Raw genomic sequence first — 13428 nt, 5'->3', positions numbered from 1 at the left:
TCATTCCTTCATAATTGATAACGTCTTATTATATCATACCTCGATTAGATTTCCTGACTTTAAATCTTCTTTATAATAACTGACAGATCGCCTAATAGTTTGAGGGTCTCCCCCACCACAAAAAAGACCCCGCATTCCGCGGAGTCTTTCATCAATCTATTTCTAATGCCCAGTCCCATGATTAAATAGCGTAATCCCGCCCGCAGGGCTTGTCTTTGCAGCGGCATCAGCACTAGCTGAGGCTCCGATAGCAACTGCACTAAGTAACAATAACGTCGTCAGCAACAAGGATATCTTTTTCGTCATAAAAAAACTCCCTCTCTAAGATATTTTTTATAATTCCTTGATACATCTCTTGCTGTGAATCTGATGCCCGGTGTCGGATAAGCTCGTAAAAGGCAATAGATTTCCTAAATCCCGCCTCATCTTCTAGTTTACTACATATTTGTAAAATATCTAGTATTCTATTTAGCGCATCGGTGATATTATTTCTTCTATATAAATAGGTAGCGAGTAGATACTTATAATCCACATAACTCCGCACGTCTTCTCTTTTCTCTATGCTGTTAATCTCCTCGATCTGATCGCTAAATAGATCAAGCACCCAATCGATAGAGTAGTTGTATTTAATAGCAGACTCCAGGACAGTCAACATTCCGTTCAACAGTTCCTTCTTTTCCAGCGCTTGCAAGAAACGGACATACTCCCGCAGAACCCCGCTATTCCCCTCAAGCAGTTCAATAACATAACCGTTCGCCATAGCCATGCTTTTAAAATAATCCACTTCCGCGTTACCAGCTTCATCTAAATGCTTAATCCAGCTGAGATCTTTGTATTGATTAATACAATTTCTCGATGCTGCGTATTGTCCCGTCTTCTGGTACGCCACCCCCTTCATTAATAAGCTATATCCGACATAGTAAACCGTGCTTCTTTTTAAGTGCGGCTTGGGAGGCATCCCGATGATATTCTGTGAGGTTTCGCAGGTGATGGTAATCACTTCGAATAGCTTATCTGACACCTCAATTACGGCTGGCCAGTTCTCCCATGAAAATGATAGTTTTATCATGTCAACAAGTGAATCGGCAGCTATACCATCGAGTTCAAGCAACATACACACTCCCTCTTAGTTCCATTTTATACCAATATTAACCTCTTATTTACCATAGGTCAATCTCCTATTTATGCAATTTGCCAGATCGTCAATATTTCTGCATATTCCAGCTTTCCTGCTCTTATATCGTACGTTTTATATATATAAAAAGAGGACCAGCCTCCTGGCCAGGGGTTCCCCCGCACCATTCCGCCGATCCTGTTCCAAACATCTAGCTCGTCAGCTCATCAGCTCATAGAAATACTTAGGCTCCTGAGTCTTGTAAAGGTTATACCAGGCTTCTAACTTTTGGTCCGAGAATACATCCAGGGCTCTGAGGACTTGAACAGCAAACTCCAGCGGAGCTATTCCAGAAGCAGTAATCAGCTTCCCGTCTGTAATAGCAGGCTCCGGTTTATAGAAAGGTTCGCCTGTGTACGCGGGACAGACCATTTTCAGATACTCCAGATCATTGCTTGTATGGGCGCGTGTATCCAGCAGGCCTGTCCGGGCCAGCGCCATCGTAGCTCCGCAAATCGCCGCAACCCAAACATCTTCCTTCAAACATCTCTCGGCGGCTTGCAGGACGGGCTCGTGAATGCTATCTGTCCACGTCTCTCCACCCGGTAGAATCAAAAGATCCCCGCTTGTCATGCTGCATTCCTGCAGGCTGAGGTCAGGCATTATTTTTAATCCGCCCATGGTGGTTATGGGCTTCTTGTCTAGCCCTACGGTGACTAGCTTAGACGAGGCTTGCCCCTTCTTAAAATATCTTCCCGAGTTCAGCTCGGCAGTCAGGTACCCGATTTCCCAGTCCGCCATGGTGTCACACACATACAGATATACAGTATTCTTCATTTCTAATTCCCCCTTCACTAATTATCTCCATAATAAAACAGCTCCACTGACATCCGCTGTCAGTGAAGCCGTTAAAGCCGGTAATATTCCACTAAATCCGATGCAACAGCCACAAGTCTCTCCTTTAAACTCAGCGGCTCTATTACTTGAAGGGATTTTCCATAGGGTAAAAGAAAATTAGGAACATACCGGTGAATGGACTCCTCCTCAAGGGTAAAGACGGCCTGACCCGCTGTCCGCTCCTTCAGATGATGCCCGAGAAACCAGTGCATACACAGGTCGTCCAGCGCATCTGGCATACCTTCTATCCTTAAAGTCATCAACCCTTCCATGCCTGCCGGATCAGGCAGCAGATTGTGCAGGAAGCTGTCACGGGCCGAAAAAGCTTCCGGGCGCTTAAACGGTAATGCCGTCCGCTTGATCGTCAGAATCCGGTCTGCCCGAAAGCGGCGGACTTCATTCTTCAGATGACAAAATGCCACCGTGTACCATTTGTTGTTCCAATAAACCATGCCGTAGGGATCAATTAACCTCGTCTTCGCGTGCTCTTCACGGCTTCTGCGGTAATCGAGTTCGACAGAGCATTCATTAGCTACCGCCCATTCCAATTCCGCAAGCACCGGCTGGACAGACGGAGGCTCCATCCGGTTTATGACTTCAAAGCCGGCCAGATGGCGGCTGAGCACCTGTTCCTGCTCCTGATTGGAATACCCTATTAGCTTGGCTGCTGCATTGTCCAATGCCTCACTCATAGGAGATCCGGCCTCTTTGGCAAAAAGAGCAGCATGCAGGAGTGCCTTCTTTTCTTCCATATCAAACAGCAGCGGTGCTCGGATCACATTACTCAGCAGGCTATACCCGCCGTTATGGCCAGAGTCAGAGATGACCGGCACTCCGCTGGCACATAATGCATCGATATACCGGTACACGGTCCGTATATTGATTTCCAGCTTCTCAGCAATCTGCTTCGCTGTTATTTTCACGCCGGAGTTCAGCATCCATAGGATGGCCAGCATATTATCTTGTTTCGGCATCACATAAGCCCTCTCATTTTTCAACAATCTATTAGAAATAGTTTACCTCACAACGTTCCCCGCCGCAGCTTATAAAAAATAAAGACGCCAAGGAGGCTTCCCCCAGCGTCTTCGTGCCTCTCTATTAATTCTTACCGCCGTACCCCTGATAGGTAGCATAAACGGCATTTGCATATTGATCGGCCAGAATAGGACGGCCATAGGAATCGGTAGCTCCCGGATACCAGTTGTCTCCACCGTTATAGTGTAACAATCCGTTATAGATGCTTCCGAACCGGGAGATTTTCTCATCCAGAATCAGTCCGCCTAAGGCTACCTGATCCTGTTCACTGCTGTGATTATAGGTGCGGCCAAATTTGGCGCTGAATTGCGATAAATAGGCATTGCGGGTATTAGGTTCTACCTGCATTAAGCCGTCGCCGGCTGACGGGCTGCCCGGCAGACCTGCTCCAAAGCTGCTTTCTTTTTTGATAACCGCACTTAGCAATAGCGCAAAGTCTCCGCCTTTACCAAATTTATCGTCTACATTCATTACATAGGTCCAGATTTGGCTTGGAACCTCGGAAGGCTTGGTGACAGAAGTCTGCGGTGAGCCGATATAGATTTTAGCCGAACTCATCTTGTCATTGACATTGTCACCAACCCAGGAGGAATTAGCCGTATAAGTCCATTTGGTGCCTCCAAAGTTATCGTTTTCATAGACTTCAACCGTCCAGCCGCCAGGAACCTTGAGCGAAGACATCCAGTCATTCGGTATACCTGCAGCGTTCAGCTGAGACAGTACATAATTTCCTGTTCCAAGCGTGACTGCCTTTCCGCCGTAATTGATATCTGCATAGAAGGTAGCTCCGTTTGTTGCCGGAGGAGGCGTTGGTGTCGGAGTCGGTGTGGTTGTTCCTCCTCCGCTTTTCCATAAGGCAGGAACATTAGCCGGCTCCCAGCCAACGAGGGAAGTGTGTGCTTGAAGACAGGTATACGTACTTCCGCTGTAGGTTACTGTATCATTTACTGCGTAGGCAGTATTTGGAGCCCATGCTCCTCGTGCGGCAGCGTTTGCAGGCGTTAAGCTCGTGAAGTACATGGATAGAAATACTGCTACAACTACCAGAAGCGATAAGGCTCTAGCGGGAACTTTTTTCAAAATGGGAAGCCTCCCTTATTTAGTTTACCGGTTTCTGACGTAAGCCGAACCACAGGTCTATTGTATTGCCGTTTGTGAAAATCATTCCATAATCCATAAACTTTAGCCGGTGGCCTGCATAATAAAAAAGCTCCACTGACATCGCTGTCAGTGGAGCTTTGTAAACGAGCTGGTATTCCATGGACGGAATACCTTTATATCAGAGCCTCACAACGTCCCCCGCCGCAGCTCATAAAAATACTGCACAACCGGATGCTTCAGCTCCATCTTCTCAGCCATGCTCAAGATCCGCTTTTTCCCGACCCGTCTGTCCAGCAGAGCCAGAATATTCAGCATCATGTCGCTGCTCTCCATACTCTCCTCTATGGGAGTAACCAGAAACTTATTAGCCACCACGATAAAATTCGACTTCGTTAATGCCGTCTGGGCGGACAAAAGCTCTTTGGCATGCTCTGTGCTTTTGCGGCTTCTGGCCATTACGATCAGGCGATCCTCCGGCACTGGCCCTTTGGTGGCTTGTCTGACTGCTTCGATGTCGTCACTTGTGACAGGAATCCGGATGTCCGGATCGTTCTTGATGTCCAGCTCCGTCTGGTACCACCTGATCGGATTATTTTTATCGCTCATATTGAGCAGGTTCTTTTTGTCTACCGAGATGTAACAGATCCCTGATTTATCAGGCAGATAACGGTAACCCGGCGCGCGGTACTCTACCCTTTCAATTAATGCAGGACTGAGAAAGCCTTCCAGCTGTTGCTTCAATTTGCTCCAAGACATGTGTTTCCCTCCATATACCAAACAGAGGACAGGCTTGCTGGCTCCGGGCTCCTCCCCTCTCCATCCGCCTATCCTCAGCTTGAATGCTTAATCTATAGGTTCTCCGTGTCGTCAGACTCTTTGCTTACAAAAGCATCAAGCAGCGCACGCACTTCACTTGTTGATTTAGTGTTCATTAAGGTATTTCTTAACTCTCCGGCTCCGCGGAAGCCGCGGACATAGATTTTGAAGAACCGCTGAAGCGGGCTGAAGGAACGTGGTGCCTGTCCGGCATATTGATCATAGAGGTCCAGATGCAGCCGCAGCAGATCCAAGAGTTCCGCGCTACTATGCTCCTTTGGCTCCTGTTCAAACGCAAACGGATTCTGAAAAATCCCCCGCCCGATCATAATCCCGTCTACCCCGTACTCTTCAGCAAGCTTAAGGCCGGTCTGACGGTCCGGGATATCCCCGTTAATGGTCAACAACGTATTGGGTGCGATCTCATCACGAAGCTTTTTGATCTCCGGGATCAGCTCCCAGTGGGCATTCACCTTACTCATTTCCTCACGTGTGCGCAGGTGAATCGACAGATTCACAATATCCTGCTGCAAAATATGGGTTAACCAGCCGCGCCATTCGCCGATCTCGCTGAACCCGAGCCTTGTTTTGACACTGACCGGCAGTCCCCCGGCTTTGGCCGCCTGGATGATCTCCCCTGCAAGCTCGGGACGGCAGATCAGGCCGCTCCCCTTCCCGTTCTCCGCTACGTTCGCTACAGGACAGCCCATGTTAATATCGATGCCTTTAAACCCTTCTTCGGCCATCCCGATGCTCATCTGCCGGAAATATTCCGGCTTATCTCCCCAGATATGGGCAACCATCGGCTGCTCATCCTCCGTAAACGTCAACCGCCCGCGCACCGCATGATGCCCTTCCGGGTGGCAATAGCTCTCCGAATTCGCAAACTCCGTAAAAAACACATCCGGCCGGCCCGCCTTACTTACGACATGACGAAACACCACATCCGTCACATCCTCCATCGGCGCCAGTATAAAAAACGGGCGTGGTAAGTCACGCCAAAAGTTAGTTGTCATTTCTAAAACCTCTCTATGGGTATCAGGATAAATTGTTTTCATTATTGCACTGCTTAACTACCTCAAAAAGAAATAGACCGCCCTGTCCAAAGGAAACGGTCTATCCCATGACTGCTATTCCGAAGCCGCCGCCCTTAAAAGCGGCTATTGCAAACGGGGAGTCGTGTTCGAGCACGGCTCTCTTTGCATTTTACGCTATTTCTGCCCTTATTATAACATGGCAAGGGGAAATTTCAATCTACGTACTTCTAAGAACCAATCGGTCAAAAACAACTATAACCAACCATTACACGCTCTCATTAATCCGTTGTGTTATTGTAATTTTATACCATCACACCAAGGAGCGATGTATATTTGTTTAATCATTTGAGTATTGCACAGGAAGCTTTAAGTAACTACGCAATAACTTGCAAGTCGGTTGATTTTATCGCACAAAGCGGAAATACGATCTATAAGGTCACTGACCAGGACAACAACAGCTATAGCCTCCGCCTGCACTTATCCAAAGGTGATACTCTTGAAAGCTTTTGGAGTAAGCCGGAAGTGATCCGTTCTGAAATGGTCTGGCTTCAAGCCTTGGCCTTGGAAACAGATGTAACTGTGCCGGCACCTTTTAAGAATATCCGCGGGGAATTCATCACGAACGTAGATGATATTAATTGTACTTTACTAAGATGGGTGGAAGGTGAGCAGAAGCCTTTTATTCCTACAGTAGAGGACGCGGCGGCTATAGGAGAAATGACCGGCAAACTACATCGGCAAGCCTCGAATTGGAGCATCCCAGGTGTATTTGAACGCCCTTCCTTTGACAGCTCCCGGATCCTGCAATCCCTGGACAAGCTTGGAGAGCGATCTGATGCAGGCATGCTTAACGCAGATGATACAGCGCTACTTCAGCAAGCCGGTCAGCGAGTCATCACAATGATGAACGCTATGGAAAGAACTCCCGGTAATTGGGGAATGATTCATGCGGATTTAATTCCGAATAATCTAGTCTTTCTCGGAAAAGAAGTACGGCCGATCGATTTTGGCGCTTGCGGGTTTGGCTACTATTTAGTTGATCTTGGCTGGACGTTTTCCTACATCCATCCTGCATTTAGAGAACAGCTGCTTCAATCGTATGCGGAGTATTATCCGTTACCGGATAACTATGTTGAGTTGTTGGAGGACTTTTTTATTGCAGCGCAGCTTGAAACGATGAATTTCTGGCTGGGTCTGCCTGACTGGCAGGAATGGCTGCCTGATCATATTGGTAAATTAGCGGGCAGGGAGGTTAGTGCGTATATGAACGGTCAATCGTTCCTCTTTAGCGGGAAACCTTACTGGGAATAGGCGGACACTTTAGGCAGCCAAAAGTTGCTGTCGTCTTTTTTTCATCCAACCTTTTTAATAAATTTAGCAGGAACGCCGCCCACAATAGTATTCGCCTCGACATCCTTATTCACTACTGCACCAGCGGCAATAATGGCACCATCCCCAATGGTTACACCGGGCAGAACCGTTGCACCCGAGCCTATCCATACATTGTTCCCTATTGAGATGGGGGCCGGGTGAAGATCACTGCGCTGCTCTGGTGCCATGGCGTGATTGAGGGTAGCAAGCACTGTATTATGACCAATTAACGCACCGTCCCCGATCGTTATTCCTCCCTGATCCTGAAACTTGCAGCCTGAGTTGATGAATACATTTTTGCCTATAGTAATGTTTTTCCCAAAATCCGTGTTAAAAGGCGGAAACATAGAGAAGGATTCATCTATTGTCTTGCCGGTAATCTGTTCCATCACAGCACGGACTTGCTCTGGTGTATGATAAGCGTTGTTCAGTTCCATAGTAAGGCGCATGGCCTCATTACTTATCTGAACCATAAAAAGGTGCGCTTCCGAGCCTCCGGTGATTGTCCGTCCCTGATTCAGATGATCTAACAGTTCGTTTAAGTTCATAGGTTTTATCCTCTTTTCCCGCTGATGGTTAGCGATTAGTTTTGCTGTAACGGGTGCACCGTCACATCCTGATTATATTCGGAATGTCCATCCAATAAGTAATACTTATTAAGTATGCCCTCCCATAGTTAAAAGGAATACCTAATAGTTATAATAGAATCAAGAAGATTACAGAACAGGAGCATGCATGATGGAATTTCGGGTTCTGCGTTATTTTTTGGCAGTAGTAAGAGAAGAAAGCATTACAGGAGCAGCAAAAGCGCTCAATGTCTCACAGCCCACTCTTTCAAAGCAGCTGATGGAATTAGAGGAAACACTGGGTAAACAGCTGTTTATCCGGGGAAACCGGAGAATTGCACTCACAGAAGAAGGAATGCTGCTTCGTAAACGGGCGCAGGAAATTATGGAGCTGGTGGATAAAACGGAAGCAGAAATCGGCGGCGCGGATGAGGTAATCAGCGGGGAACTTTATATCGGGGGCGGTGAAACAGCTGCTATGCGCTATATAGCCAGGTCGGTAAGGAAGCTGCAGCAGGAGCACCCGCATATCCAATACCACCTTTATAGCGGTAACGCCGAGGATGTAATGGAGCGTTTGGATAAGGGGCTGCTGGACTTTGGAGTGATTATCGGGGCAGCCCAAATCCAGAATTATGACTATTTACGCCTGCCGGCAACAGATACTTGGGGCTTACTTATGAAAAAGGACAGTCCGTTAGCATCTCTAGACTGTATTCGGCCAGAGCATTTACTCGGCCTCCCCCTGCTCTGCTCCAGACAGGCTCTTGCCGGAAACGAGTTATCCGGATGGCTCCGGGAGGGTTCTGAGCATCAGAACATCGTTGCCACCTATAATCTGATTTATAACGCCGCTCTCATGGTGGAGGAAGGGATCGGGTACGCGCTATGTTTAGATAAACTGGTGAATACCAGTAACGTTTCCGGTCTTTGCTTCAAGCCTCTGGAGCCGCGGTTAGAGGCGCCTTTATATATTGTCTGGAAGAAGTATCAGGTGTTTTCGAAAGCGGCAGAAAAGTTTCTTATGGAGCTGCAGGAAGCTATCAACACCCCATCTGATATCTAGAAGCATATTGACAGGGCCGCAATTGTTTATTTTACCGGGCCCTTCCCTAGTCTGCGTATCGCAAAATCCCTTGTATCCTTGTAGCTGTCATGCACACATTCTTCCAACATCTCTTTAGAAAGCATTTTCCTTTTAGACATACCTTTAATGAGTTTATGACGGCAATAGGAACACAGCGTTTGTCTATAGATGTAGGTAAATACGGCTGAATCCATTCTAACCAACCGGTTATCTAATAAATTCTCAACGTCCTTAAAGACACCATGCCATCCGCCATCCTCATAGGATACTGGCAGGCTTTGAATACCTTCCAGCAGGATGGCTTCATCATCTGACTCATAGCAATAACATAGAAGGCTTAGCGCACTAGCAAGTTCTTTCTTCTGCTTAATAAGATTTATCGCATAGCCGTGAATCCGGTCTGACGGTAAATGCTGCAGCATCTCAAAGGCGACGGCGCGTATCGCTTCATTATCACATTCGGCCAGTTCGAAAATAAACTGCTCACCCAGCGGAAAACGAACCTTTTTAAACGACCACAGCAGTTCCAGCTTTATTTCCAGATCGGTTTCCTGAACAGCGTATTCCGCTAATCTAAGCAGTTCATCTTCTGTAGCGGTTCTTGAAAAACGGAGTGCCAGCCCCCGGCTGCGGAACCCGCCCTGCTTTTCTTTTGCTGCTTCTATCAGTTCTTCTAATGCCGGTGGTTCAAAAGCACGTCTATCATGATTCGTAGTTTGTGATGCGGAGTTTAGAAAAGCTTTTACATAATCAGATTTAGCCGCATTACTCTGCAAAAAAGTATCAACACGTTTAACCCCGAACTTGTTTTTCGCGTTTGAATAGAACCAATCCGTATCTGTAGCTTCACCATTATTGAACGCATACTCCCCTAAGTGCATAACAATGCTCTTAAACGCAGAAAATCCATCCAGAGAGGTTAGCCATACGCACAGCCATTCCAGGCTCTCCTTTACAGCAGGATTGTTACGGCGGGAGAGTAATCCGAGCAGTGCATTATATTTTTCATATAACGTTTCTCTGGGTTTAGTGCTGCCCTCTGCCGCAAACAGATATAGAAGCTCGCACAACTGACTGAATAGCCCTGTATCCAGATTCTTTTGCATGAATTTCCGGATGATTGCCTCTTCAAAGCAGCTCTTATCCTCGTAAAGACAAATAGCCTTATATAAAAAGCTTCCACGCCCGCCTTCACATTGCATATCATAGCGGGTATTCCGAAGACAGCACCAAAGAACAATATCCATGTACTTTTCACGGTTATTACTCTCTTTTAACATGAGATATGAACTGCCCAGTCCCCGTTTAAAGGCCTCTTTAAATTGAGCTTTAGTCCATTTTCTCCCCATCAATTGCTAACCTCCGGCGGCTGCTCCTCGAGCAAAATAATAGCTTCTCCCCGTTCCTGTCTAATCTGAATATTCTCTCTGCCCCAGGAGCACATCACGTCAATGATTCTATTGGCTGTAACTCCATATTCCGTCAGGCTATATTCGACTTTTGGCGGCATCTGCTGATAGACAAGCCGTTTAACCAGCCCGTCCCTTTCAAGCTCACGAAGCTGCTGGATCAGTACCTTTTGCGAAATACCGGAAATACTGTGCTGTAGCTCGCTGGTTCTCTTAGTGCCGGACATCAGTAAGCATATGATTAACGCTTTCCATTTGCCGCCGATAATTTCCAGAGTCGCCTCTATGCCCAGATGATATTGCTTCATATAATAACACCCCGTCCATGCTGATCTATCAAGCCAGTTAAAAGATTTATTATCGCATTCCGTGTCTGGTCGAGTCCAGTACACACTTTGAGGTAACCATCTTACTTTATTGTGTGTATTTTCATTTGCCAAGGCCTGCAACATAATAATGGTATCAACAACCCTACGGGTTTAAAGGAGATTTCATAATGAAGACACTGGTGATTCTGGCACATCCCGATCTGGAGCGTTCAAGAGTAAACTTACGATGGAAAGAAGAGCTGCTGCAATATCCGAACGATGTTACCCTTCATGAGCTTTACAAAGAGTATCCTGACTGGAGCATTGATGTTCCAGCCGAGCAACAACGATTAGAGGCATATGACCATATTGTCTTTCAATTCCCGTTATATTGGTATAGCTATCCGCCTTTATTGAAGAAATGGTTTGATGATGTCTTCACTCACGGATGGGCATACGGATCAAAGGGAGACCGCTTAATAGGAAAAAAGCTGGGACTCGCCATGTCCATCGGGGATAAGCAGGAAAATTATCTGCCTGAGGGCTCCGTTTCTTTTACCGTAGATCAGGTGACAACGCCTTTCAAAGCCAGTGTAAAACATGTAGGCGCAGTTGCATTACCCTATTTCGCTGTCTACGGAGCTTCCTTTCAGGCCAGCGATGAGGAAATCGATCAAAGTGCAAGGGATTATATCAGCTATATTAATAGGTATAGCAGGCAGTGACTAAGCGGGAGATTATACAAGCTCAAGCCTATATAATCTCCCGTATCTGCATGTGCGTATTATATTGAACAGGGTTGGGTTTAGATCCTGCCTTTGTATGCGGGAACAAATCTAATACTCTTCATCCTCATATTCCGTTTGTTCACTCTTCTCCACAGACGTTATTTTTTCCACTGTCCATCCCCATGCGTTTTTCTTCTTGTTGAACCTTCTCTTTTGGATATAATCGACCTTGTCATTAGTTTGAATGTTGTGTTCCTCTACCAATTTAGGAGAGATAAATGCATCATTTACAAATGCAAATGGCTTCGTGTATTCCTTGTCAACATAACCGCTCCCGGTTTGAACAAAATTAGATAGAAATGTTTCATCCCCCGGTGCAAGCTTATAAAGCTTAAATAAATTCGGTCGCTTTTTATCTTCAACCATTCTTACTTTTAGAGCTTCATCGGTTATCCAATGATGCGTTTCTTTAATGGAATCCATGTAGAAATATCCATCTTTTATCATTGAAAGGCTGCTATTTCCCAGGTATGCAAAATTGACTACACCTTTATCTTTATTGATATAGGTAACAAAAATATTGGTAAAAGGAAGCGTTCGATATAGGATTTCTTCAGCTTGGTCAGCGAATTCTTTCAGGTCATCTCTACTTTTAGCCGGCTTCGCTTCAAGATACCAGCTTTCACTTTTCCATTTTTCAAGCTGCTGAGATATTTTTCCCCATTTCTTCATTCGAGTTGAGATCAATTCATCCAATTCAAATTTTGCATGTGAAGACATCTTTTTCTCCACAAGAATCGGGATGATTTTTTCTTGTAAGCCAACTATCATTTCCGGTTTAGACTTACATAGTAATCCTGCACATAAGCAATTGAATTTTTCATCATCATTTCCAAGTTCACTAATTAAATCCCAAACCCAAAAGTCCTTGCTTTTCGTTCTTGCAAATGAAGTAACAGTTTCAAGGGCTTCATCTTTTCGGTTCACTTTTATCAATAATTTCGCTTTATAATACGGGAGCCATTCAAACGAAGGATTTTTTCGTATATGTATATTCAGGATATCGATCATGGAATGCAGCCTTTGTTCCGTTACCATATAAAGATCCAATGATAACAGCTTCTTTGCATGAAAATTCAGAACAAATTCTGCCAATGGCCTAACTTCTACACTCTCGCCATTATTATTAGTAAAGTTAGTCTTCTGAAGATCTCCCCGGTCAAACCAATCGAATCCAATGACATCCATAAACAGGAGGTAATTAGAATCATTTAATCTCCCGATCATTTCCTTAATTAGGAAACGCGATGCGGAAGATTTACTATTCACATACAGCCCTCTGTTCTCAATAAACTTCGCTTCATGGCCGCAAAACCTCAACAACTCTGGAAAAACTTTATTAGCAAACAGTTCTCCTTTCATTATTACCCTTCGAATGGACCATAAGATTGAATTGACTAACATTTTCTTTGAATCGTCAGTTGTAGACTCATTGAAAAAACAGCTTTCAAAAGATATCGCTGCATGATCATTCAAAATTCTTAAATTGTTGCTGTACCGGTCCATATTCCCTTCAGAAATTTTCAAATAATCATACATAATCCAGCCAAAAGTGATTACTGCATCTTCATTGTCTTGATTGGCTTTAAGATACGGAAGGATTACTTGGAATGCCTCTTGCAGCTTCTCCATTTTCCTCAGCTTCTTTGCTTCATCAATGGGGTCTTGATCCAGTTTCCCGCCGTTGCGCTGGACCTTCTCAGTTATTTTTCTTAACTCAGTTAGTATTTCAGTTATTTCTTCACTATCTTCTTTATTTAGTTTTAATTGCTGCACAAAAAGACTTTCATCGATCCGCTGGTTTGCGAAGTCTTGCAACAATTTGAATTTTACAAAGTACTTGGTGCAAATATGATACAAGTCATCGTTATGGTTTTTTGTTGTGTACATTTTGCACCT

General features: G+C 45.4%; 14 protein-coding genes. 3 read left to right on the top strand and 11 right to left on the bottom strand.

Annotation, left to right across the window (positions count from 1 at the left end; genetic code table 11):
- Positions 1-59: 59 nt before the first annotated feature.
- From NST84_RS03395 to NST84_RS03365, 7 genes are all read right to left on the bottom strand, one after another.
- The gene (locus NST84_RS03395; protein WP_342564252.1) at positions 60-233 is read right to left on the bottom strand and encodes a hypothetical protein; all 174 of its coding nucleotides are present in this window, start codon (positions 231-233) and stop codon (positions 60-62) included.
- 26 nt (positions 234-259) lie between these two features.
- The gene (locus NST84_RS03390) at positions 260-1114 is read right to left on the bottom strand and encodes a hypothetical protein (protein ID WP_342564251.1); all 855 of its coding nucleotides are present in this window, start codon (positions 1112-1114) and stop codon (positions 260-262) included.
- Between the two features lie 219 nt (positions 1115-1333).
- Positions 1334-1951: a type 1 glutamine amidotransferase family protein gene (locus NST84_RS03385; protein ID WP_342564250.1), complete on the bottom strand. Its 618-nt coding sequence runs from the start codon at positions 1949-1951 to the stop codon at positions 1334-1336.
- A 71-nt stretch (positions 1952-2022) separates the two neighbouring features.
- Positions 2023-2985, bottom strand: a complete 963-nt coding sequence (locus NST84_RS03380; RefSeq protein WP_342564249.1) for a WYL domain-containing protein — start codon at positions 2983-2985, stop codon at positions 2023-2025.
- A gap of 124 nt (positions 2986-3109) precedes the next feature.
- Positions 3110-4126, bottom strand: coding sequence for a carbohydrate-binding protein (locus NST84_RS03375; RefSeq protein ID WP_342564248.1), 1017 nt, complete (start codon positions 4124-4126; stop codon positions 3110-3112).
- Positions 4127-4333: 207 nt separating this feature from the next.
- Positions 4334-4903, bottom strand: coding sequence for a hypothetical protein (locus tag NST84_RS03370; RefSeq protein WP_342564247.1), 570 nt, complete (start codon positions 4901-4903; stop codon positions 4334-4336).
- A 92-nt stretch (positions 4904-4995) separates the two neighbouring features.
- The gene (locus NST84_RS03365) at positions 4996-5979 is read right to left on the bottom strand and encodes a tRNA-dihydrouridine synthase (protein ID WP_342564246.1); all 984 of its coding nucleotides are present in this window, start codon (positions 5977-5979) and stop codon (positions 4996-4998) included.
- A 354-nt stretch (positions 5980-6333) separates the two neighbouring features.
- On the opposite strand from NST84_RS03365, the gene NST84_RS03360 reads away from it, so the two are divergent.
- Positions 6334-7311 (top strand): phosphotransferase, encoded by a 978-nt coding sequence (locus NST84_RS03360; protein WP_342564245.1) that lies wholly within the window; start codon positions 6334-6336, stop codon positions 7309-7311.
- A 41-nt stretch (positions 7312-7352) separates the two neighbouring features.
- Here NST84_RS03360 and NST84_RS03355 read toward each other — a convergent pair whose 3' ends face one another.
- A complete protein-coding gene (locus NST84_RS03355) occupies positions 7353-7919 on the bottom strand; it encodes a sugar O-acetyltransferase (protein WP_342564244.1) in 567 nt (188 codons plus the stop codon).
- A 190-nt stretch (positions 7920-8109) separates the two neighbouring features.
- Between NST84_RS03355 and NST84_RS03350 the strand changes: the two genes are divergently transcribed.
- Positions 8110-9003, top strand: a complete 894-nt coding sequence (locus tag NST84_RS03350) for a LysR family transcriptional regulator (RefSeq protein ID WP_342564243.1) — start codon at positions 8110-8112, stop codon at positions 9001-9003.
- A 26-nt stretch (positions 9004-9029) separates the two neighbouring features.
- Here NST84_RS03350 and NST84_RS03345 read toward each other — a convergent pair whose 3' ends face one another.
- A complete protein-coding gene (locus NST84_RS03345) occupies positions 9030-10373 on the bottom strand; it encodes a hypothetical protein (protein ID WP_342564242.1) in 1344 nt (447 codons plus the stop codon).
- Positions 10373-10741, bottom strand: coding sequence for a helix-turn-helix domain-containing protein (locus tag NST84_RS03340; protein WP_342564241.1), 369 nt, complete (start codon positions 10739-10741; stop codon positions 10373-10375). The genes NST84_RS03345 and NST84_RS03340 overlap by 1 nt, the downstream gene beginning before the upstream one ends.
- Positions 10742-10929: 188 nt before the next feature.
- On the opposite strand from NST84_RS03340, the gene NST84_RS03335 reads away from it, so the two are divergent.
- Positions 10930-11466, top strand: a complete 537-nt coding sequence (locus NST84_RS03335; protein WP_342564240.1) for an NAD(P)H-dependent oxidoreductase — start codon at positions 10930-10932, stop codon at positions 11464-11466.
- Between the two features lie 111 nt (positions 11467-11577).
- Here NST84_RS03335 and NST84_RS03330 read toward each other — a convergent pair whose 3' ends face one another.
- Complete coding sequence (locus tag NST84_RS03330) at positions 11578-13419, bottom strand: hypothetical protein (RefSeq protein WP_342564239.1); 1842 nt, start codon at positions 13417-13419, stop codon at positions 11578-11580.
- Between the last annotated feature and the right edge of the window lie 9 nt (positions 13420-13428).

The sequence above is a fragment of the Paenibacillus sp. FSL R7-0345 genome (genome assembly GCF_038595055.1).
Lineage (GTDB): Bacteria > Bacillota > Bacilli > Paenibacillales > Paenibacillaceae > Paenibacillus_AQ.
This window is presented reverse-complemented; position numbering and strand designations above follow the sequence as displayed.